The organism is Pseudomonas sp. SbOxS1 (genome assembly GCF_013416725.1).
Lineage (GTDB): Bacteria > Pseudomonadota > Gammaproteobacteria > Pseudomonadales > Pseudomonadaceae > Aquipseudomonas.
Map to the genome: position 1 here is coordinate 1 of NZ_JAAVXC010000023.1, position 20867 is coordinate 20867.

20 protein-coding genes are annotated in these 20867 nt (G+C 60.3%); 13 read left to right on the forward strand and 7 right to left on the reverse strand.

From position 1 onward, the window contains the following. Positions 1-456 precede the first annotated feature (456 nt). From HFK74_RS18870 to HFK74_RS18885, 4 genes are all read left to right on the forward strand, one after another. On the forward strand, positions 457-2037 hold the full coding sequence (locus tag HFK74_RS18870; RefSeq protein ID WP_180204774.1) for an aldehyde dehydrogenase (NADP(+)): 1581 nt from the start codon (positions 457-459) through the stop codon (positions 2035-2037). A 90-nt stretch (positions 2038-2127) separates the two neighbouring features. Continuing rightward, positions 2128-3510: an MFS transporter gene (locus tag HFK74_RS18875; protein WP_180204775.1), complete on the forward strand. Its 1383-nt coding sequence runs from the start codon at positions 2128-2130 to the stop codon at positions 3508-3510. Further along, positions 3507-4247, forward strand: a complete 741-nt coding sequence (locus HFK74_RS18880) for an SDR family oxidoreductase (RefSeq protein WP_180204776.1) — start codon at positions 3507-3509, stop codon at positions 4245-4247. The genes HFK74_RS18875 and HFK74_RS18880 overlap by 4 nt, the downstream gene beginning before the upstream one ends. A 38-nt stretch (positions 4248-4285) precedes the next feature. Then, positions 4286-5134: an ureidoglycolate lyase gene (locus tag HFK74_RS18885; RefSeq protein WP_180204777.1), complete on the forward strand. Its 849-nt coding sequence runs from the start codon at positions 4286-4288 to the stop codon at positions 5132-5134. A 55-nt stretch (positions 5135-5189) separates the two neighbouring features. Here the strand turns inward: HFK74_RS18885 and HFK74_RS18890 are convergent, their stop codons facing one another. Continuing rightward, positions 5190-5816: a DJ-1/PfpI family protein gene (locus tag HFK74_RS18890; protein ID WP_180204778.1), complete on the reverse strand. Its 627-nt coding sequence runs from the start codon at positions 5814-5816 to the stop codon at positions 5190-5192. 168 nt (positions 5817-5984) lie between these two features. After that, a complete protein-coding gene (locus HFK74_RS18895; RefSeq protein WP_180204779.1) occupies positions 5985-6605 on the reverse strand; it encodes a LysE family translocator in 621 nt (206 codons plus the stop codon). A 146-nt stretch (positions 6606-6751) separates the two neighbouring features. Here HFK74_RS18895 and HFK74_RS18900 point away from each other — a divergent pair, with 146 nt between their 5' ends. Further along, positions 6752-7204 (forward strand): Lrp/AsnC family transcriptional regulator, encoded by a 453-nt coding sequence (locus HFK74_RS18900; protein WP_180204780.1) that lies wholly within the window; start codon positions 6752-6754, stop codon positions 7202-7204. 23 nt (positions 7205-7227) lie between these two features. On the opposite strand, the gene HFK74_RS18905 is transcribed toward HFK74_RS18900, so the two are convergent. Further along, a complete protein-coding gene (locus HFK74_RS18905) occupies positions 7228-8136 on the reverse strand; it encodes a LysR family transcriptional regulator (RefSeq protein WP_180204781.1) in 909 nt (302 codons plus the stop codon). 84 nt (positions 8137-8220) lie between these two features. Here HFK74_RS18905 and HFK74_RS18910 point away from each other — a divergent pair, with 84 nt between their 5' ends. Further along, the gene (locus HFK74_RS18910) at positions 8221-8730 is read left to right on the forward strand and encodes an SRPBCC domain-containing protein (protein ID WP_180204782.1); all 510 of its coding nucleotides are present in this window, start codon (positions 8221-8223) and stop codon (positions 8728-8730) included. A gap of 12 nt (positions 8731-8742) precedes the next feature. On the opposite strand, the gene HFK74_RS18915 is transcribed toward HFK74_RS18910, so the two are convergent. Beyond that, entirely contained in the window at positions 8743-9684 is a 942-nt protein-coding gene (locus HFK74_RS18915; RefSeq protein ID WP_180204783.1) for a LysR family transcriptional regulator, read from the reverse strand. Between the two features lie 110 nt (positions 9685-9794). On the opposite strand from HFK74_RS18915, the gene HFK74_RS18920 reads away from it, so the two are divergent. The 3 genes from HFK74_RS18920 (at position 9795) to aroQ (ending at position 12807) form a co-directional block, all read left to right on the forward strand. Beyond that, complete coding sequence (locus HFK74_RS18920; protein WP_180204784.1) at positions 9795-10847, forward strand: Gfo/Idh/MocA family protein; 1053 nt, start codon at positions 9795-9797, stop codon at positions 10845-10847. Positions 10848-10945: 98 nt separating this feature from the next. Next, positions 10946-12340, forward strand: coding sequence for an MFS transporter (locus tag HFK74_RS18925; protein WP_180204785.1), 1395 nt, complete (start codon positions 10946-10948; stop codon positions 12338-12340). A 20-nt stretch (positions 12341-12360) separates the two neighbouring features. Further along, the gene (aroQ, locus tag HFK74_RS18930; protein ID WP_180204786.1) at positions 12361-12807 is read left to right on the forward strand and encodes a type II 3-dehydroquinate dehydratase; all 447 of its coding nucleotides are present in this window, start codon (positions 12361-12363) and stop codon (positions 12805-12807) included. 11 nt (positions 12808-12818) lie between these two features. On the opposite strand, the gene HFK74_RS18935 is transcribed toward aroQ, so the two are convergent. Next, the gene (locus HFK74_RS18935) at positions 12819-13685 is read right to left on the reverse strand and encodes a patatin-like phospholipase family protein (RefSeq protein ID WP_180204787.1); all 867 of its coding nucleotides are present in this window, start codon (positions 13683-13685) and stop codon (positions 12819-12821) included. Positions 13686-13842: 157 nt separating this feature from the next. Here HFK74_RS18935 and hisN point away from each other — a divergent pair, with 157 nt between their 5' ends. Next, positions 13843-14643 (forward strand): histidinol-phosphatase, encoded by an 801-nt coding sequence (gene hisN / locus HFK74_RS18940; protein WP_180204788.1) that lies wholly within the window; start codon positions 13843-13845, stop codon positions 14641-14643. A 35-nt stretch (positions 14644-14678) separates the two neighbouring features. Here hisN and HFK74_RS18945 read toward each other — a convergent pair whose 3' ends face one another. Continuing rightward, on the reverse strand, positions 14679-15149 hold the full coding sequence (locus HFK74_RS18945) for an Lrp/AsnC family transcriptional regulator (RefSeq protein ID WP_180204789.1): 471 nt from the start codon (positions 15147-15149) through the stop codon (positions 14679-14681). A 153-nt stretch (positions 15150-15302) separates the two neighbouring features. On the opposite strand from HFK74_RS18945, the gene HFK74_RS18950 reads away from it, so the two are divergent. After that, a complete protein-coding gene (locus tag HFK74_RS18950; protein WP_180204790.1) occupies positions 15303-16553 on the forward strand; it encodes a Zn-dependent hydrolase in 1251 nt (416 codons plus the stop codon). 74 nt (positions 16554-16627) lie between these two features. Beyond that, positions 16628-17854 (forward strand): diaminopropionate ammonia-lyase, encoded by a 1227-nt coding sequence (locus tag HFK74_RS18955; protein ID WP_180204791.1) that lies wholly within the window; start codon positions 16628-16630, stop codon positions 17852-17854. A gap of 19 nt (positions 17855-17873) precedes the next feature. Here HFK74_RS18955 and HFK74_RS18960 read toward each other — a convergent pair whose 3' ends face one another. Further along, positions 17874-18776, reverse strand: a complete 903-nt coding sequence (locus tag HFK74_RS18960) for a LysR family transcriptional regulator (RefSeq protein ID WP_180204792.1) — start codon at positions 18774-18776, stop codon at positions 17874-17876. A gap of 177 nt (positions 18777-18953) precedes the next feature. Between HFK74_RS18960 and HFK74_RS18965 the strand changes: the two genes are divergently transcribed. After that, positions 18954-20735 (forward strand): acyl-CoA dehydrogenase C-terminal domain-containing protein, encoded by a 1782-nt coding sequence (locus HFK74_RS18965; RefSeq protein ID WP_180204793.1) that lies wholly within the window; start codon positions 18954-18956, stop codon positions 20733-20735. Positions 20736-20867: the final 132 nt, after the last annotated feature.

Consider the following 20867-nt stretch of genomic DNA (forward strand, 5'->3'; position numbering starts at 1 on the left):
TTTAGCCGCGCTGGGCCATGGATGGCCCATCGCGGCGACCCACGGAGCAGGACCGGAGCGAGGGTATGCCGAGCCTTAGCGAGGCACCGAACGCCAGGGGCAAGAGCCCTTGGTTACTTGGGGCTCTTCCAAGTGACTCGCCGTAAGGGCGAAACCCTAGGTGGCCGTTACCGCAGGAATGGATATGTACACCTGAAAGACAATTATCGTCTGCCAGGCCGCCTTCGCCGGCAAGCCGGGCTCCTACAGGATTTGCGCCCGCCTTCAGGACGATACCCTGGGCCGTTACTACAGGAATGGATATACACCCAACCCAAATGCACCTGCAGCCCTATGGTGCACGCAGGTTTATTCGATAACAAATCGTTATCGGTTAATCCGAAAATGCCATTGGGAATGAATCGATTCGCACCCGTAAAGTAGCGCCTGGCTTCCAATCAGGGTTAGGAGACTGTCATGCCCGAACTGTCCGGACACAATTTCATCGCCGGTGGCCGCAGCGCCGCCGGATCGATCGTGCTGCACAGCGTTGACGCGACGACCGGGCAAGCGCTGCCCATAGCCTTCATCCAGGCCACGGTCGAGGAAGTGGACGCCGCCGCCAGGGCCGCCGCTTGCGCAGACCCGATCTACCGCAACTTGCCAGCCGCGCGCCGGGCGCAATTCCTCGAGGCGATCGCCAGCGAGCTGGATGCACTGGGTGATGAATTTGTCGCCCTGGTCTGCCAGGAGACGGCGCTGCCGCCGGCACGCATCCAGGGCGAACGCTCGCGCACCAGCGGTCAGATGCGATTATTCGCCCAGACCCTGCGTCGCGGTGACTTCTACGGTGCGCGCATCGATCTGCCACTGCCCGCACGCCAACCCCTGCCGCGCGCCGATATACGCCAGTGTCGCCTGGGCGTCGGCCCGGTGGCCGTGTTTGGCGCCAGTAACTTTCCATTGGCATTCTCCACCGCCGGCGGCGACACCGCCGCCGCGCTCGCCGCGGGCTGCCCGGTGGTGTTCAAGGCCCACAGCGGGCACATGGCGACCGCCGAGCGGGTGGCCGAAGCCATTATCCGGGCTGCCGAGCAGACCGACATGCCCAAGGGCGTGTTCAACATGATCTTCGGTGCTGGCGTCGGCGAAGCGCTGGTCAAGCATCCGCTGATTCAGGCCGTCGGGTTCACCGGTTCGCTCAAAGGCGGCAGGGCACTGTGCGACATGGCGGCTGCACGTGCGCAGCCGATCCCGGTGTTCGCCGAGATGAGCAGCATCAACCCGGTACTGCTACTGCCCCAAGCGTTGCAGGTTCGCGGCGAACGTATCGCCGCTGAACTGTCGGCGTCGGTGGTCATGGGCGCGGGGCAGTTCTGCACCAATCCCGGCCTGGTCATCGGCATCCGCTCTGCGGCGTTCAGCACGTTCGTCCAGACCCTCAGTGCCTCGCTGGCCGAACAACCTTCGCAAACCATGCTCAATGCCGGTGGCCTGCGCAGTTATGTGCAGGGCTGCGAAGCCTTGCTCGCGCATCCGCAAATCACCCGACTGGCCGGGCAGGCGCAGCAGGGCAACCAGGCCCACGCCCAGTTGTTCCAGGCCGATGCCAGCCTGCTGCTGACGGGGAGTGAACTGTTGCAGGAAGAGATCTTCGGCCCGGCCACCGTGGTGGTTGAAGTCGCCGATCGGACCGAGCTGCTGGCGGCCCTGCAAGGTTTGCGCGGTCAATTGACGGCGACGTTGGTGGGTGAGCTCGAAGAGCTTGAACAGGCTGCCGACCTGGTCACGGTGCTTGAGCAAAAAGTCGGCCGCGTGCTGATCAATGGCTACCCGACCGGTGTGGAAGTCTGCGAGGCCATGGTCCACGGCGGCCCCTGGCCGGCGACGTCCGATGCCCGTGGTACTTCGGTAGGGACGTTGGCCATCGATCGTTTCCTGCGGCCGGTGTGCTATCAGAACTTCCCTGACGCCTTGCTCCCGCAAGCCCTCAAGAACCGTAATCCATTAGGGCTTACGCGCCTGGTCAATGGAGAAAAAACTGCCGCGGCACTCTAGTCATCGCTCCATCGCCGAGTGAAGGGTTCATTCGGCCTGACCCATTCGATAAAAACAATCAGGCATGTCCACATGCCCAGGGGTTACCTCATGCAAACGATATCCGAGCAATTACCAGCGCAGGCGACTGCCTGTGAGCTCGACTTTGAAGACCGGACCTACCGCAAGGTCATCTGGCGCATCCTTCCCGTGCTCCTTCTGTGTTACATGGCGGCATACCTGGACCGGGTCAATATCGGCTTCGCCAAGCTCGATATGCTCAACGAGCTGCAATTCAGCAACACCGTCTATGCCTTGGGCGCCAGCATGTTCTTCTGGGGCTACTTCCTCTTTGAAGTGCCGAGCAACCTGTTGCTGCATCGCTACGGGGCACGCTTCTGGATTGCCCGGATCATGTTGACCTGGGCCGTGATCTCCATGGCCGTGGCCTTCACCGTACCACTGGCGGGTTTTTTCCATATCGAATCGAGCACCATGTTCTACGTGCTGCGTTTCCTGCTGGGGATCTGTGAAGCCGGCTTCTTTCCCGGGGTGATTCTCTACCTCAACTACTGGTTTCCGACCCATCGGCAAAGCCGGGTGATGTCCGGGTTCCTGATGGCCATGCCGATCAGCCTGACCCTTGGCGGCATCCTTTCGGGCTGGTTGATGAACAGCATGCAAGGCGTGCATGGCATGTCCGGCTGGCAATGGATGCTGATCATCGAAGGCATTCCGTCGGTGATCATGGCGTTCGTCGTCATCGTCTGCCTGGCCAACAACATCGACTCCGCCAAATGGCTGTCCGCTGCGGAAAAAGCCTTGCTCAAGGCCAATCTGCAAACCGACAACCAGGGCAAGGCCTCGCGCCTGAGTGAAGTGTTCTTCAATCCGCGGGTGTGGCTGCTGGTGCTGATCCTGCTGACCTTCAACACCGGTTTTTACGGCCTGGCGTTCTGGATGCCCTCGATCATCAAGAGCACCGGCATCACCAACAGCCTGCACATCGGCTTGCTGACCGCCATTCCCTATGCCGTGGCAGTCGTGGCCATGCTGCTCAACGCACGCCACTCCAACCGCACCGGTGAGCGACGCATGCACGCGGCGATTCCTGCGTTTGTCGGTGGCGTTGGCCTGATCCTCAGCGCCTACTTTGCCAACAACCTGGTGCTGTCGGTGTTCTTCCTCAGTATCGCCGCTTCCGGCATTCTCAGCCTGATGCCGATTTTCTGGACCCTGCCGGGGACCGTGCTGTCGGGCGTCGCGGCGGCCGCCGGCATTGGCATGATCAACGCCTTCGGCAACCTGTCCGGCTTCACCGGCTCGATGATCACTGCGGTGGCGGAGAACCTCACCGGCAATATCAACAACGGTACCTACGTGTTGGCGCTGTGCCTGTTCATCAGCGGCGGGCTGATCCTGGCCATTCCCGCATCGATGCTCGGCAAAACCGCCAAAACCGCAACCACCACCGCGAAGCTGGAGACGGCATGAACCTGCAGGACAAACGAGTGCTGATCACGGCAGCGGGGCAGGGCATCGGCTTGGCCAGTGCCCTGGCCTTTGCCGAGGCCGGTGCCGAGGTGTTTGCCACGGACATCGACATCCAGGGGCTGGCGGGCATCGAGGGCATCACCGCCCTCAGCCTGGACGTGACGTCCGCCCGTGCCATCGGCGAAACCTGCGAACGCATCGGTGGACTGGACGTACTGTTCAACTGTGCGGGTTATGTGGCCAGCGGCAACATTCTCGAATGTGACGAAGCATCCTGGGCGCGTTCGATGGACATCAACGTCACGGCCATGTACCGGATGATTCGCACGTTCCTGCCCGGCATGCTGGAGCGTGGTGGCGGTTCGATCATCAACATGTCTTCGGAGGTGTCGAGTGTCAAAGGCGTGCCCAACCGATTCGCCTATGCTGCCAGCAAGGCCGCCGTGGTGGGGTTGACCAAGGCTGTTGCCGCTGACTTCATTGGCCAAGGCATTCGCTGCAATGCGATTTGCCCGGGTACCGTGGAGTCGCCCTCGCTGCGCCAGCGCATTGCCGCCCAGGCCCTGCAGCAGGGCGTTGACGAAGCACAGGTCTACCGGCAATTCCTCGACCGTCAGCCCATGGGACGAATCGGTAGCGCCGAAGAGATCGCCCAGTTGGCCTTGTACCTGGGCAGCGATGCGTCGGCCTACACCACGGGTGGTGTGCACATCATCGATGGCGGCATGAGCATCTGACACCCGATTTGCATTTTCCGATCAAGCAGGAGAACTACATGAAACTGTTGCGTTATGGCGAAAAAGGTTCGGAGAAGCCCGGCCTGCTGGATGCCGACAACCAAGTGCGCGATCTCTCGGGCCACATACCGGATATCGCCGGGCAGGTCCTGAGCCCTGAAAGCCTGGCAGCGCTTGCCGCGATCGATCCAACCAGCCTGCCGATCGTTGCCGGGCAACCGCGTATTGGCGCGTGCGTCGGGCAAGTCGGGAAATTCATCTGCATCGGCCTGAACTACGCCGACCATGCGGCCGAGTCGAACATGGAAGTGCCCAAGGAGCCGATCATCTTCAGCAAATGGACCAGCGCCATCTGCGGCCCGAACGACAACATCGAGATCCCGCGGGGCTCGCTCAAGACCGATTGGGAAGTGGAGCTCGGCGTGGTCATCGGCAAAGGCGGGCGCTACATCGACGAAGCCAACGCCATGGAGCATGTCGCCGGGTACTGCGTGATCAACGATGTCTCGGAGCGCGAATGGCAACTGGAGCGCGGCGGTACCTGGGACAAGGGCAAAGGCTTCGATACGTTCGGCCCGCTCGGCCCGTGGCTGGTCACCCGCGACGAAATTGCCGACCCCCATGCGCTGGACCTGTGGCTGGAAGTCGACGGCCACCGCTACCAGCAAGGCAACACGCGCACGCTGATCTTCAATGTGCCGCAACTGATCGCCTACCTGAGCCGCTGCATGAGCCTGCAACCAGGCGATGTGATTTCAACTGGCACGCCACCGGGCGTCGGCCTGGGCATCAAGCCGCAGCCGGTGTTCCTGCGTGCAGGGCAGACGATGCGCCTGGGCATCGCCGGGTTGGGTGAGCAGCATCAAGTGACTGTGCAAGCGGATTGAGGGTGCCGATTGATGAGTCTCTGTCCTCTTGCGGGAGGATAGAGAGATGCCATCATCAGCGAATCTGGATGGCAGATTTTTCAGATGGCAGATATGGCGTGATATTGCCCATGGCGCGGGACACGTAGTCGTCCTTCTCACCGACCGGCGCGACGTAATGGAGCGCGCTTTGCGCAGCATCGATGCCTTCGAGTCGAGCGATAATCCAGGTGGCCAGGTACTGGGAGGCGAGGCAACCACCCGCCGTCGCGATGTTGCCATTGGCAAAAAAAGCCTGGTTGAGGACGTCGACACCCGCTTCCTGAACCCAGGGTTTCGTCGTCAAATCGGTGCACGCGGGTACGTTTTTGAGCAATCCGAGTTTTGCCAGGATCAAGGTTCCAGAGCACTGTGCACCCAGCAGTTGCCGGGAAGGGTCCAGTTGCAACTGCGCCATGAGCGCAGGATCGGCGACCACCTCCCGGGTTTGCATGCCACTACCGACGATGACGGCGTCAGCCTCGTTCGCTTCTCGCAGCGACACGTGGGATTCGATGACAACCCCGTTCATGGAGCGAACCCTGGCGGTCGGGCTGGCAATCGACACACGCCAGCCTGGCTTCCTGATTCGATTCAAGATGCCCAGGGCAATCAGTGAGTCGAGTTCGTTGTAGCCTTCAAAGGTCAGGATCGCGATGTGCATGATGGCTTCTTCCTCCGTTGATGGATCAGGAATCGGGCAGATCCATGTGAAGTCGATGGCGCTCCCCAAACCGATTGTGTGAATAGATGCTACGGCTGCGAAACATGACAATCAAACAATTGTAATGGATACATTCCAACGGACTGGCCGAAGACGCAAATCAGTGCCTCACCACCCCTGGATCTGCTCGCTGAGCAGAACGGCCGCAATGATGATCATGGTCACCCCGGAAAAACGGCTGACCCCGCGTGCCGCAGCTGGGCGGGCCTTGAGCACCACCTGTGAGCCAAATCCCACCAGCAGGTAGATAACGCCACAACTGACGGTGTGGATCAGACCCAGCGCAATCATCTGTATCGGTACCGGCCAGGCAGCCGTAGCGTCAGCGAATTGAGGCAGCAGTGCCAGGAATAGCAGGAACACTTTTGGATTCAGCCCGCTGACGCAAAGGCCCTTGAGCGCCCAGCGCATCGAGGAACTCGACACCTGGATGCCATCAGCGTGCGGTGTAGCGGGGCGGGCAAGCAGGTTAATGCCCAGCCAAAGCAGATAACCCGCCCCCGCAACGGTGAGCACTGACAGGGCAAAGGGGTGGTTGGTCACCAGCGTCCCGACACCGGCGGCCACAATCACCGTGGCTAGCAAGTGGCCGGACAGCAACCCGCCCACGGCCGGGATGACGACTCGGCCCCTGAGCCCGGCGGAAATCGCATAGGCCCAATCGGCACCCGGTGTGATGACGAACAGGATGGATACCGCCCAGAAGGCAACGAAAACACTCAAGGTCATGGCGCGAGCCACTTGTGCTGCTGATAAAGGGCGCTCTGCATCGTCTTGCTCCGGGCAGTTTGGATGCAGGAAGAATAATGAAATCCTGTTAGAATTTATTTCCAAATATGATCGTGCAGTTGCGCGCTAATAGAAGGAACTTCTAAATGGACCGGATTGATCGAAAGATTCTTTCTGAGCTGCAAAAGGATGGTCGACTTTCAGTCACCGACCTCGCCGAGCGCGTGGGGCTGAGCCTTTCTCCTTGCCATCGTCGAGTGCGGGCACTGGAAGAGTCGGGGGTGTTGCTTGGCTATAGAGCGCAACTGGATCCTGGCGCGTTGGGCCTGAATTTTTCCGCGATGGTTTTTGCCACGTTACGCGAGGGTGACAGGCGGGCTGTCGAGGCGTTTGAGACGGCACTCGTGGACATCCCGCAGGTGGTCGATGCCCAGCGGTTGTTTGGCGAACCGGACTACCTGCTTCACGTCATTACACAAGACTTGCCGGCCTTTCAGCGGCTCTACGATGAGAGCCTTTCGACGTTGCCCAACGTTCAGCGCCTGACCTCAACGCTGGTGATGAAGCGGGTCGTGCAGGACAGACCTTTACCTCTGTAGCTTGAGGCTGGCGTTCACTGCAATCAGCCAAGCGCCTGGCAAGTTTCGATCAAGAGTGACCGCAGCCACGCCTGACCCGCGTCACGGTGGGTTCGTTCATGCCAGGCCAACATTTTGCTGAAACCGGGTATATCGACCGGGGGCTCGAGCATTGTCAGGCCATCGCAGTGCAAGGCCAGCCGACGAGGCACCACGGCAATCATGTCACTGACCAACAAGATTTCCGGGATGACCAAAAAGCTGGTGACCGAGGTCATCACTCGCCGTGCCCGGCCGATTCGGGCGAGCGCTTGATCAGTCACGCCCTGGAATGCGTCTCCAGAGGAGGACGCCAGCACATGATCAAGGGCGCAAAAGCGGTCCAGGGATAATGCTCCACGGCCGGCGTCAGGATGATCATTGCGCATCACGCAAACATAACGCTCGTCGAACAGCTTCACTGCATGCAGGCCCGGCGCCGTGCTTTCTGGCGTCATCAGCGCCAAGTCGACATCACCACGCTCGAGCTGGCTGAGCAGATGCTGATTGTCGAGGGACTGGACTGCCACCCGGATGTTGGGCGCGCGCTTTCTCAACTCGCTCAACAAAGGTGCTACGACGGCGCGCAAGGCGTAGTCGGTGGAGGCTATCGTGATCGTCATGTCAGCGACGTCGGGATCGAAGGCTTGGGGTTGCAGAAGGTTTTCGATATCGCTGAGCAGTTGCTTCAACGGCGCCGCCAGTTGCTGGGCCCGTAAGGTTGGGACAATGCCGCGCTGCGCTCGCACGAACAGTGGGTCGTCAAAACTTTCCCTTAACCGGGTAAGCATTCCGCTGACGGCGGGCTGGGTGAGCGCCAGTCGTTCTGCGGCTCGTGTCACGCTGCGTTCGTCGAGAAGAGCGTCGAGGGTTTTAAGAAGGTTGAAGTCGAGGCGTCTGATATCAGAAATCATGATGCTCTGAATAAAATATGGCGATTGGAGTTATTTCAAGCTAGCACCCAGTATGGCGCCAGTCCATTTTTCTGAGTGCCGAACATGAACCAGATCTTCTGGCCGGAAGGCTACCTACCGGGTTTCACCGAAAACTTTGCGTCCAACGAAATCATCGTCGCCGGTCTGAGTGCGGCTGATATCTGGCCGTTGCTGAGCAACGCACCACAGTGGCCGACCTACTACGCCAACTCGGCGAATGTACGTTTTTATGACCTCAAGGGCCCGCAACTGGAAGATCGCAGGCGTTTCTATTTTGAAACCTTCGGGTTTCCGGTCGAGGCGCAATGCAATGAATACGTACCGCCAGTCCATGGCCGGCCAGGACGAATTGCCTGGCATGGTTGGGCAGGTGAGGGCGACACCCGACTGGATGTTCACCATGCCTGGCTGATTGAGGATTTGCCTGGCGGACGCGTGCGCATCCTCACGCAAGAAACGCAGAAGGGAAAACCTGCACAAGCGCTAGCCACGGCCAAGCCCAACCCGATGATCAATGGTCACCAGGATTGGTTGGAAAGATTGGTCAGCGCAGCGCGCAAAACCAGGCAGTAGAACGGCACGCAGCTAAAAACCCTTCAACGCGTAAGCACCTGCATTGAGCTGTGCAGTCAGGAACTCCAGGCACACGTTGATCTTCGCCGACCCCGATGCGCGAACGGTGGTCACCGCGGATACGTTGGCTGTCTGTCGATAGGAGGAGAGGATACGCACCAGTTTCCCCTCTTCGATGCTGGGCGCGACGTCCCAGGTGGAAGCCATGATGATGCCGAATCCTTCATGCGACCACTCACGCACTACATCACTGTGATTGGAGGCCATCGGCCCGGTCACCTTGACGCTTTCCATGCCATTTGGCCCTTCCAGGCGCCACACTCCAAAGCTCTGGTCGCGCCCGCGGAACAACAGGCAATCGTGCAGCGTGAGTTCGGACAGCATCGAGGGATGGCCCCTGTCTTCCAGGTAGCTGGGCGCCGCACAGAGTATGCGATGGCTTTCGGCGATCTTGTGCGCAATGAGGTTCTGCTCGTTGACCTCTCCGATGCGTATGTCGATGTCGAATTTCTCCGCAATCAGGTCGGTGCGACGATCAACGAGTTCCAGCCAGACCTCCAGCTTCGGATAACGCTTGCGCAGCAGCGCCAGGATCGGGGCGATATGGAATCTACCCAGGCGATGGCTGGTGCTGATCCTCAATGTGCCCCTGGGTTCGACCCGGTCGCCCAGCGAGGTCTCGAGCATGCCGTTGACGTTGTCCATGATGGTCTGGGCCCAGACCAGCATCACTTCACCATCCGAAGTAATCGAGACGCGGCGGGTTGTGCGGTTGAACAGCTTGCATCCCAAGGTCTCTTCCAGTGCGGCGATGCGTTTGCTGACATGGGCCGGGGAGATACCCAGCTCGCTGCCTGCGGCGATGAAGCTGGCGCGTTTGGCGATCGTCGAGAAGAGAAGCAAGTCCCGTAAAAAAGGATCATTGTTCACTAGCGGAGAATTCTGATTTTCCATACTGGCGAATTATGGTCTTAAAAGTTGATAGTAGGCTTGATCCTAGCAGATCGTGTCGTGGCTTCATCGCCCTGGCGCGAATACAAAAACAATGCTTGCGAAGATCAAACATGTCCAAAGTCAGAATTGCCATCGCCGGCGCCGGGCTCATCGGTCGCCGTCATATCGAACTCGTGCAAGCCAGCCCATCTTGCACACTCGCCGCCATCATCGATCCCATGCCGGTTCCAGCGGACTACCTGGCAGCGCTGGGCGTGGCGCAATACCCCGACTTGCTGGCCTGTTTCGCCGCAGAGAAACCTGACGGCGTCATTCTCGCAACGCCCAATGCCCTGCACGTCGAACAGACGTTGCAGTGCATCGATGCCGGTATCGCGGCACTGATCGAAAAACCCGTGGCCCACAGCGTCGATGAGGGCAAGCGATTGCTCGCTATCGCCGACGCTGCAAACGCCAGGTTACTGGTAGGCCACCATCGCGCGCACAGCCCGATTCTCGCCAAGGCCCGGGAGCTGGTTCGAGAAGGTGTACTCGGCGATTTGGTGGCGGTGCAGGGGAGCGCGCTGTTCTACAAGCCGGACGACTATTTCGATGCCGCTGCCTGGAGACGCGAGGAGGGCGGCGGTCCCATCCTCATCAATATGATCCACGAGATCGGCAACCTGCGGTCGCTGTGCGGTGAGATTGTTGCCGTACAGGCCATGCAGTCCAACGCGGCGCGTGGTTTCCCCGTCGAAGACACCGTGTGCATCGGCCTGCGGTTCGAGAACGGAGCCTTGGGCTCGTTCATGCTCTGCGACAGTGCGGGCAGTGCTCGCAGCTGGGAGCAGACTTCCCAGGAGAACGCCAGCTACCCCTCGTACGACGATGAAGACTGCTATGTGATTTGTGGCAAGGGCGGTTCGCTATCCGTGCCGACCATGCGCCTCAAGTACTACGCGCAGCCCGAAGACCGTTCATGGTGGAAACCTTTCCAGTCAGCCACGGCGCAAGTCGTTCGCCAGGATCCGCTGGAGCGCCAGCTGGAGCATTTCTGCAACGTCATCCGAGGCACTGAGGAACCGCTGGTTACGGTGCGTGACGGCCTGCGGAACCTGATCATCACCGAGGCGATTGCCGAAGCGGCGCGCTCAGGCAGCATTGTGCAAATCGACCCGACATAAACATCAGGCAGGCCTGAACCCTGCCTGATGCTGTGTGCAAAAAGGGGCTGCTCGCGGCGCCCTGACCAACCAATAAAAACAATAACCGGAGGCATCCAATGACAACGTCATTAGAGAGCGAACAGCATCGTGCGCGTCAGGCGAAAAAGGCAACGGCCAGCGGCTGGATTGGCTCGGCACTGGAGTACTACGATTTCTTCATATACGCCCAGGCCGCCGCGCTTATCTTTCCGCAGCTGTTTTTCCCTTCCACGGATCCGAAGATAGCCATCGTGGCTTCCATGGCCACCTATGGCGTGGGTTACATCGCACGTCCCGTCGGTGCGTTTTTTCTCGGGCATTGGGGCGATACCCGGGGCCGGAAAAACGTTCTCCTGCTGTGCATGTTCCTGATGGGGTTCGCCACCATGGCCGTGGGGCTACTGCCGACCTATGAACACATCGGTATCTGGGCGCCAATCCTGCTCGTGCTGCTAAGACTGGTTCAAGGGTTTGCCGTTGCCGGCGAAATCTCCGGCGCAAGCTCGATGATTCTCGAACACGCGCCGCAAGGACGACGAGGGTATTTCGGCAGTTTCACACTCCAGGGTGTGCAAGCCGGGCAAGTGCTCGCCGCGGCCATTTTTCTTCCGCTGGCGTACTTCATGTCGAGCGAGGCATTTAGTACCTGGGGTTGGCGCATCCCATTTCTCATGAGCGCGGTTGTGTTGATTGCAGGCTTCATCATCCGTCGTGAAGTGGAGGAGCCCCCGGCATTCGTGGCGCAAAACGACAAACAAACCGCTGTAGAGTCGCCCGTGGTTGCCGCCTTCAAGCACAGCTGGCGCGGCATGCTGGTGGTGGTCGGTGTATCGCTGATGAACGTGATCCCGGTCGTGACAACCGTTTTCGGTGCGGCCTATGCGGTGCAACCTGCCTATGGCATCGGCTTCGACAAAAGCGTCTACCTGTGGATTCCGGTCGCGGGCAACCTGGTCGCGGTGTTGTGCATTCCTTTCGTCGGTAGCCTGTCCGACAAAATTGGCCGTCGTCCATTGATCATGGCCAGTGCGTTGGGTTGCGGATTGATGTCGTTCGTCTACCTGTATGCAATCAGTATCCACAGCCTGCCGTTGGCATTCGCGACCTCCCTGTTGATGTGGGGCATGGTTTATCAGGGTTACAACGCGGTCTTCCCGTCTTTCTTCCCCGAGCAGTTCGAAACCCGCTATCGCGTGTCGGCCATGGCCATCGCACAAAACTCCGGCCTGTTCATCACCGCCATGCTTCCGGCGCTGTTCGCATGGGTTGCTGGACCGGGCAGCGAAAACATCCCGTTGATCGTGGGCTCTATTGCCTGCGTCTGTGCGCTGCTCGCAGGCATTGCCGCGTGGAGCGCGCCAGAGACCTCCCGAATTCCCATGGCAGACCTCGGCAAGCGAGATGCAAGACCCACGCAAGCCCATGAATACCATCAGGCACGGCTCACAGCGATTCGCGCCAGCAACCACTGAAACCACATCAAGGATTTGCAATGAAGACGATTTTGATCCTCAACGGGCCCAACCTGAACATGCTGGGCCTCAGGGAACCGGCGGTATACGGGCATGAAACGCTGGCCGATGTGGAGCTGCGTTGCCGCGAAACGGGCGCTCACCTGGAATTGGCCATCGAGTTCCAGCAGACCAACCATGAAGGCCAAATGATCGACTGGATCCACCAGGCACGGGGTCGCGTCAGCGGCATCGTGATCAATCCCGGGGCATGGACGCACACTTCAGTCGCCATCCACGACGCCTTGATTGCCGCCGAAGTACCGGTGATCGAGGTGCATATCTCCAACGTGCATCAGCGCGAATCGTTCCGTCATTTATCCTATGTGTCCAAGGCAGCGAAAGCCGTACTGGCGGGCTTTGGTACCCAAGGCTATCGGTTGGCGGTCGAGCATTTCTCCTGGCTTATCAAACAGGGCCAGGTTTGATCCCGGCCCGATCAATGCTCATGGGCATGTGAATGGAGGGTCAGCGCACCCGGTACCTTGGTGCGTTCAAGCCCTCCACGTTCCAGCCAACGCAGGGTCTGCTCATAGGCGCGCTGCAGCAAGGACTCGGTCTGGTCAAAGTTGAACACCGAGACATCCACCGGGCACAAGGGCGGAACGATGTGCAGGCTGGTGAGCGTACGGAAGTGTTCGATGTCGCTCACCAGTTGGCGCATGCTCATCAGGTTGACGGTGTGCAGGGCCAGGGCGACCAGGCCTCGGGGCGGTTCTGTCAGGGCGCAACTCACGCCGGTGGGGATGACCACGACGTTGGTGGCGCCCAGGGCGACGGCAGTGGAAATGGGCGTATTGCTGGCCACGCCGCCGTCAACCAGGAACCGGTCGGCGATCTGTACGCAGGGGAACACCAGCGGGATGGCCGCGCTGGCCAGTAACGCCTGCTCGAGTTCGCCACTGGACAGAACGGCCTCGGCACCGCTGAGCAGGTCGGTGGTGACGATGTGCAGGGGTAGCACGGCGTCCTCGATGCGATGAATGGGCAGTGCCTGACCCAGCAATCGGTGCAAGGCCGCGGGCTGCAACAGATAACCACGCCGTTTGATCAGTCCTCTACAGGTATCGAGCCAGGAGAGGGGAAAGATGTCGTTTTTACACAGCCCGCGCCAGAATCCGGCGAGCGCCTCGACACCATCAGAATCGGGCCGTGCGGCAAAGTAGGCACCGTTGATAGCGCCTACCGAAGCGCCGACCACCATGTCGAATCGAACATTGGCCTCGACCAGGGCCCGCAACATGCCCACCTGCACCGCACCGAGGCTGCCGCCCCCTGCGAATACAATTGCGGTTTTAGTAGCCATGGTCGAAGTCCCGGGGCAGAAAGGTATCGAATGAGCGTACTTTCGTTTGCCGAACAGGTTGTCCAGTGATTGTAGTCACGGCCCGGCTGATTTGAGATGGACTTGGGCGTCTGCTCAGATAAGATCAAGTCTTTTCTCTTGAATGAGGTAATGATCGATGTCCGTCAGCGCTGATCAATCTGCTGAATATCAAGCCTTCGCCGAGCAGTTGGCCGAGGCTGCCGCCGCGGCCATTCAGCCGTATTTTCGAGCAAGGCTGGATGTGGAGGATAAGGGCGGTCGTGTCTTCGACCCGGTGACCTTGGCCGACAAGGCGGCTGAGCGAGCCATGCGTGAGCTCATTCAGGATCGGTATCCCGCACACGGAATCCTGGGTGAGGAAGAGGGCTCGATCGTTGGCAGCAGCGAATTGACCTGGGTGCTTGATCCTATCGATGGTACTCGAGCGTTCATTACCGGCTTGCCACTGTGGGGAACACTCATAGCCCTCAACGATGGTCTGCGCCCCGTGCTGGGGGTCATGAATCAGCCTTTCACCGGTGAGCGCTATATTGGCACTGCGCAGGGTGCATGGCGCAATGGTACGAAGTTGCAGACACGCCCATGCCAGGGCATCTCCTCGGCAACACTGATGTGTACAACACCCGATATGTTCGACACCGCCGAGCGGCGGGATGCTTTTCAATCCGTGGCAAGCCAGGCGCAACTGGTTCGCTTTGGCGGTGATTGCTATGCGTACTGCATGCTCGCTTCAGGGTTCGTCGATGTGATTATCGAAGCGAGCCTGCAACCCTACGACGTTCAGGCGTTGATACCGATAATCGAAGGTGCCGGTGGCGTGATTACCGCCTGGGATGGCAGCACAGCTCAACATGGCGGGAGTGTCGTCGCCTGTGGCGATCCTGCGTTGCATGCCCGGTTGGTGGAGTTGTTGCGACACGCTGAGCAGGTTCGGTAAAGCTTTGCCGAGGTGGCGTCGCCTGGCTACCGCACTCATTCACGGGACACGGTGGGCACAAAGAGGCCGGATTTCACGGTGCTCATGGACACCAGGGTCTTGAAGCGCTTGACGTTATTGCCTTGGAAAAACAGCTCGCGCGTCAGTTGTGTGTATTGCTCCATGTTTTTCACCAGCATGATCAGGACGAAATCGAACTCGCCGGCGACGTAGTAGCACTGCTGGACCTGCGGGCACGCAAGAAAGATGCGTTTCATGCTGTCGAGCTTGTCCAGGCGCTCGTCCTCAACTTCCAGCGCCGCAATCACGGTGAGCGTGTATCCCACCTCGACGGGATTGATCTGCGCGACCGTCCCTACGATCACCCCGTCGACAGTCATCTTTTTCAAGCGCCTGTTTACCGCAGCGCTGGACAGGTTTACCTGGGCGCCCAGGTCCTGCTGGGAGGTGTTGGCATCCCGTTGAATGGCATCCAGCAAGGCAAGGTCAAAATGGTCGAGGCTCATGCGTTCAGTCCATAAAAGTGTGGCGAGCGGGAAACAATGCAATAAAAGTTCATTTTGGCGGCGAAAATCAACGTTTTACTGCGCAACAGGCTAATAGAATTTTCATCAATGCAGGGACAGGCCGTTGGCTGCCCGATTGTTGAGGGAAATTTGATGAGCGTGCGACCTGAGTTACGGCTGAATGGCCCTCTTTTGATTGAGCAAATTCGCGCGCTGGGTGAGCTGGGGGCCGATCCGGTAGACGGAGGGCGTACCCGCATTGCACTCACCGATTGCGAAAAAGCCGGGCGCGACCAGGTGGTGGCCTGGATGCGCGAGCTCGATCTCGATATTCAGATTGACCGTGTCGGCAACATCTTCGGCACGTTGCGATCGCCGAGCGACCAGGGTGACCAACGCCCGCTCATGATGGGCTCGCACATCGACACCGTGACCAACGCAGGCGCATTGGACGGTTGTTATGGCGTGCTGGCAGGCCTTGCGGTCCTGCGGGCCTACCGGGATGCAGGTGTTCTACCGCAGCGTTCAATCACGGTAGGCGCCTTTACCAACGAGGAAGGTGTCCGGTACCAGCCGGACATGATGGGGTCGCTGGTATACGCGGGGGGAATGGCGGTTGAGGAGGCCCTGGCAACCATCGGTACCGATGGGACGCGTCTTGGCGATGAGCTCGAGCGGATTGGCTACGCGGGTTCCCTGGAGCCCGGTGCCATTGTGCCCCACGCGTACATCGAACTGCACATCGAGCAGGGGCCGATCCTCGAAGCCGAAAATACCCTGATTGGTGTTGTAGAGAACCTTCAGGGCATTTCCTGGCAACGGGTGGAAGTGAAGGGCAACGCCAACCACGCAGGCACCACGCCAACGCGCCTGCGCCATGACGCGGGCTTTGTCGCGAGTTCCATCGTGGCAGAGCTGCGTGGGATTGCTATGGAAGGTGAATCGACGCTTGCAACCGTCGGTTGCATGACATTCGAACCCAATGTGATCAATGTCATACCGCGCAAGGCGACGTTCACTGTTGACCTGCGCGATCCCGACGAAACCAGGCTCGTCAACGCCGAAACCCGCCTGGCGCAGTACCTGGCGGCCATTGCGCAGCGTGAAGGCGTGACCATCACCACGGAACGCCTGGTTCGTTTCCAGCCGGTGATCTTCGATGCCGGTCTCGCCGACGAAATTGAGGCTTCAGCGCGGCGCCTGGGTTTCTCCCATCAAAGGATGACCTCAGGTGCAGGCCATGACGCCCAGATGATCGCCCGCATCGCGCCGGCTGCAATGATCTTCGTCCCCAGCCGCGGTGGAATCAGCCACAACCCTCGTGAATACACCGATGACGACCAGTTGATCCAGGGGGCGCAAGTGCTGCTCGACGTCGTGAGTCGTCGCCTCGGCGTCTATTGAATTCTTTCCTGGCTGCCGGGTTCGTCCCAGCGGTATGAGACCACTATTGCCAGCTCAACGGAGTACCGAAGCCGATGTTTATCGCCAATCCCAATGTGACCCATCAGCCGTATCCAGAATCGCTGAAGGATGTCATGAGCGTTGAAAAGGCCAACGAGAGCCGCCAGTGGCTGTCCCGGTGGTCTCTATTGAACCCGGCAGGAACACCGCTCTATTCACTGCCAGATCTTGCCGAAGAACTGGGCGTCGAACAGATCCTGGTGAAGGACGAGTCAGTGCGCTCGATCCTGGGAAGCTTCAAGGCGTTGGGCGCGCCGATTGCCCTGGTTCGCCTGATCCTCAGGACCTTCCCCGAGCAGCGCTTTGCGCCACACGATCTGTTGGAGGGCAAGCACGCTGATGCATTGGCGCATTTCACTGTCATCAGTGCGACTGACGGCAACCATGGCCGGGCCCTTGCGGCGGCGGCTCAAAGCATCGGCTGCCGCTGCGTCGTCGTGTTGCACGCCAATGTCAGCGTTGAGCGCGAACAAGCCATTGCGGCGTACGGTGCGCAAATCGTTCGAATCACCGGCAACTACGACGAGTCAGTGGAGAAGGCCGCTTCGCTCGCAGCCGAGCATGGCTGGATGGTCGTCTCCGACACCTCCTATGAAGGTTACGAGGTGATCCCGCGCGACGTGATGCAAGGCTACGGCACCCTCGCGGCGGAAGTCATCGAGGCGTTGAAGGAGGGTGATGGCAAGACCCCGCCATTTACCCATGTCTTCCTGCAGGGCGGCGTCGGCGGGCTTGCCGCTGGTGTCGCGAGTTACCTGTGGGAGTGGTACGGCGAGCAGCGACCGGTCTTCGTCGTGGTAGAGCCGCAGCAAGCCGATTGCCTCTATCGAAGTGCGTTGACGGGTGAGGCGGCTAAAGCCACAGGCTCGGTTGATTCGGTAATGGCAGGCCTGGCGTGCGGAGAAACCTCCCCGCTGGCCTGGCGCTTTTTGCAGCCCTGCGTCGATTTCTTCATGATCATCGATGACGCCGAGGCGGTGGCTGCGATGCGTCGCCTGGCGGCTGGCAGTGCCCGTGATATACCGCTCGTGGCAGGCGAGTCGGCAGTGGCAGGGCTGGCAGGTCTGATGCACCTGGTTGACTCAGGCGCACCTGCTGCTGACATCGGCATCGATGAAAAGTCCCGAATCCTGTTCATCAGTACCGAAGGCGCGACCGCTCCAGGTCTTTACGCCGATCTCGTGGGCGAGACGCATACCTGCGTCCTGAGCCGTCAAAAAGTCTGGTCGGCTGCCAACTGATGGTCGTGGGAAACAGAAGTCATCGGTTTTTGCCGACCCGCAAAAGTTCTCCCACCAACCAGTTCACTGCTCGATCCTGTCCACGTTGCGCCAGGTACACCAGGTCGAGGTCGAAGGCGTCCAGTGCAAACGGCAAATCATGCAGCTGCAACGGCAGCAGCGTCGCGAAGTTGCGCGCCAGTTGGGTCGGCAACACCACGCACAGGTCCGAGGCCGCGACCAGATGCGCTGCCTGCAGGTAGTTGGGGGTGGTGTAGACGATTTGCCGTGACAGTCCCTGTTCGCCCAGCCATTGATCGACCATGCCACGGGTCTGGCCGCCATGCACCCAGAGGTGGCGCAAACGCAGAAAGGTTTCCAGGTCCAGCGCACCCGGGACCAGCGGATGGTCCTGGCGCAACGCGACCTGAAGCGTTTCGCTGCGCCAGTGATGGCGGGCGAAGCGTGCCGGGATTTCGTCAAAGCGGCCCAGCACCATGTCGAGTTGCCCGCGATCCAGGGCATCGATCGGCAGGCTGGGCGCCAGTGGGGCGATGTCCAGGCGCAGGTTGGGGGCGCAGTCTTGCAAATGCCGCAGCAGGCTCGGCATGCACACCTGTTCGACAAAATCGGTCATGGCAATTCGAAAGGTCTGCCGGCTGGACCGTGGGTCGAAGCTTTCGTCGACGTTGAGGGTCTGTTCGATCTGCTGCAACGCCGCGCGAATCGGGCCTTCCAGTGCCAGGGCCTTGGGCGTCGGTTGCATGCGCCGGCCGATACGCACCAGCAACGGATCATCGAGCTGTTCGCGCAGGCGGGCCAGGGCGTTACTCACGGTCGGCTGGCTGAGGGCCAGGCGCTCGGCGGCGCGGGACACGTTCTGTTCGCGCAGCAACACGTCGAGGATGCGCAGCAGGTTGAGGTCGAAGTTGGTTGTATTCATTTTGCAAATATCACGCATAAGAAAATGAAATTTCTCAAATAGTAGGCAGCTGCTTAGGGTGTCGGCAATCCTTCTTTTCAGTTTGGGGAGTGTCGGTGTGAGCAACGGAATCAACGTACAGCAGGCGACGTTTGTAAGGGGCGGCACAATGGGCCGCAGCGATGTGGAGGGGCGGGCATGAACTATCAGGCACCGCTGCGCGACATGCGTTTTGTCCTGCATGAACTGTTTGACGTGACCGGGCATTGCCAGCAACTGGGCAATGGCCTGGACCGCGAGACCATCGACGGCGTGCTCGAAGAGGCCGCGCGGTTCACCGCCGAAGTGGTAGCGCCGCTCAATCGCAACAGTGACGAGCAGGGCTGTCGCCTGGAGAACGGCAAAGTCACCACACCCGATGGTTTTGCCCAGGCCTACAAGCTCTTTGTCGAGCAAGGCTGGGCCAGCATGACCGGGCCGCTGGACTATGATGGCCAGGGCTTTCCGCAAATGGTTTCGGCGAGCTTCCACGAGATGCTGATGAGCGCCTCGCTGTCGTTCCGCGTCTATTCCGGGCTGACCGAAGGCACGGTGCTGGCCCTGCATCGCCACGGCAGCGAGGCGCTCAAGCAGCGCTATCTGGGGCCATTGGTCAGCGGCGAGTGGACCGGCACCATGTGCCTCACCGAGCCCCAGGCCGGGACTGACCTGGCGCTGTTGCGTACCCGCGCCCAGCTTCAGGCCGACGGCAGCTACCGGCTCAGTGGCAGCAAGATCTTCATCAGCGGCGGCGAGCAGGACTTCACTGACAACATCATTCACCTGGTGCTCGCCCGTTTGCCCGACGCACCACCGGGCGTCAAGGGTATCAGCCTGTTCCTGGTGCCCAAGCGGCTGGTCAACGCCGATGGCTCGCTTGGCGACCGCAACTCGCTGGGCTGTGGCGCGCTGGAACACAAGATGGGCATCAAGGGCGCCTCCACCTGTGTGATGAATTTCGACGGCGCCACCGGCTGGCTGGTGGGTCAACCGAACCAGGGCCTGGCCTGCATGTTCACCATGATGAACGATGCACGCTTCCAGGTCGGGCTGCAGGGCCTGGGTATCGCCGAAGCGGCATTCCAGGGCGGCCTGGCCTATGCCCGCGAGCGCTTGCAGTCGCGGGCGATCACAGGCCCCGTGGCGCCGGAAAAACCTGCCGACCCGATCATCGTGCACCCGGATGTGCGGCGCATGTTGCTCACCCAGAAGACCCTCAGCGAAGGTTGTCGCATGCTGGCCGCCTACGCTGCCCGGCAACTGGACCTCGAACACGGCGCCACCGACCCGGTTCAACGGGATGCCGCCACCCGTCGCGCGGCGTTGCTCATCCCCATGATCAAGGCGTTCTTCACCGACTGCGGGCAGGAAGTGGCCAGCCTCGGCGTGCAGTTGTACGGCGGTCACGGGTTTATCCGTGAATGGGGCATAGAGCAACTGATGCGCGACAGCCGCATCACCCAGCTATATGAAGGTACCAATGGTATCCAGGCGCTGGACTTGATCCGCCGCAAGTTGCTCGGCGACGATGGCAGCGAACTCAATGCATTGATTGACGAACTGGCCACCCAGGCCGCATTGGCCACGGCAATGCCCGAAATGGCCAAGCGGGTCGCCCAACGCCTGCAGGAGTGGCGGGCGCTGGCTGACTCGGTGTTGCAGGCCTGCCGCCGCGACCCCGAAGAGATCGGCGCGGTGTCGGTGGACTTCCTCGCCTATTCGGCCTACGTGATGTTGGCAGCCTTGTGGTTGCAGGCGGCTGTGCGTGCCAGTGAGGCACTGCAGGCCGGTACCGGGGAAGCGGCGTTCTATCAGGCCAAGCTGCAATCGGCCGACTTCTACCTGCGACGGGTGCTGCCACGGGCCGGAGCCCACCGCGAGGCATTGCTCGAAGGTGCCGGTTGCCTGATGGCGATGCCAGAGGACCACTTCGCGTTCTGAATCATCCCGCCAGTGTTGCCACAAAGGGAGGGGCGGGCCATGCCGCCGGCTGGCTACGCTGCCTCCCACGCAGATCCTCTGCCCTCGATGATCGGCGCCACCTGGCGCCGATTGCCCAATCCCTGCGGGCGG

Bases quoted from the DNA above. Each gene is read 5' to 3' on its own strand.
- HFK74_RS18890 (WP_180204778.1), bottom strand. From the start codon at position 5,816: ATGCACATCGCGATCCTGACCTTTGAAGGCTACAACGAACTCGACTCA.
- HFK74_RS18945 (WP_180204789.1), bottom strand. From the start codon at position 15,149: ATGAGCCTCGACCATTTTGACCTTGCCTTGCTGGATGCCATTCAACGG.
- HFK74_RS18910 (WP_180204782.1), top strand. From the start codon at position 8,221: ATGAACCAGATCTTCTGGCCGGAAGGCTACCTACCGGGTTTCACCGAA.
- hisN (WP_180204788.1), top strand. From the start codon at position 13,843: ATGTCCGTCAGCGCTGATCAATCTGCTGAATATCAAGCCTTCGCCGAG.
- HFK74_RS18885 (WP_180204777.1), top strand. From the start codon at position 4,286: ATGAAACTGTTGCGTTATGGCGAAAAAGGTTCGGAGAAGCCCGGCCTG.
- HFK74_RS18955 (WP_180204791.1), top strand. From the start codon at position 16,628: ATGTTTATCGCCAATCCCAATGTGACCCATCAGCCGTATCCAGAATCG.
- HFK74_RS18905 (WP_180204781.1), bottom strand. From the start codon at position 8,136: ATGATTTCTGATATCAGACGCCTCGACTTCAACCTTCTTAAAACCCTC.
- HFK74_RS18935 (WP_180204787.1), bottom strand. From the start codon at position 13,685: ATGGCTACTAAAACCGCAATTGTATTCGCAGGGGGCGGCAGCCTCGGT.
- HFK74_RS18875 (WP_180204775.1), top strand. From the start codon at position 2,128: ATGCAAACGATATCCGAGCAATTACCAGCGCAGGCGACTGCCTGTGAG.
- HFK74_RS18960 (WP_180204792.1), bottom strand. From the start codon at position 18,776: ATGAATACAACCAACTTCGACCTCAACCTGCTGCGCATCCTCGACGTG.
- HFK74_RS18870 (WP_180204774.1), top strand. From the start codon at position 457: ATGCCCGAACTGTCCGGACACAATTTCATCGCCGGTGGCCGCAGCGCC.
- HFK74_RS18925 (WP_180204785.1), top strand. From the start codon at position 10,946: ATGACAACGTCATTAGAGAGCGAACAGCATCGTGCGCGTCAGGCGAAA.
- HFK74_RS18950 (WP_180204790.1), top strand. From the start codon at position 15,303: ATGAGCGTGCGACCTGAGTTACGGCTGAATGGCCCTCTTTTGATTGAG.
- HFK74_RS18920 (WP_180204784.1), top strand. From the start codon at position 9,795: ATGTCCAAAGTCAGAATTGCCATCGCCGGCGCCGGGCTCATCGGTCGC.
- HFK74_RS18915 (WP_180204783.1), bottom strand. From the start codon at position 9,684: ATGGAAAATCAGAATTCTCCGCTAGTGAACAATGATCCTTTTTTACGG.
- aroQ (WP_180204786.1), top strand. From the start codon at position 12,361: ATGAAGACGATTTTGATCCTCAACGGGCCCAACCTGAACATGCTGGGC.
- HFK74_RS18880 (WP_180204776.1), top strand. From the start codon at position 3,507: ATGAACCTGCAGGACAAACGAGTGCTGATCACGGCAGCGGGGCAGGGC.
- HFK74_RS18900 (WP_180204780.1), top strand. From the start codon at position 6,752: ATGGACCGGATTGATCGAAAGATTCTTTCTGAGCTGCAAAAGGATGGT.
- HFK74_RS18895 (WP_180204779.1), bottom strand. From the start codon at position 6,605: ATGACCTTGAGTGTTTTCGTTGCCTTCTGGGCGGTATCCATCCTGTTC.
- HFK74_RS18965 (WP_180204793.1), top strand. From the start codon at position 18,954: ATGAACTATCAGGCACCGCTGCGCGACATGCGTTTTGTCCTGCATGAA.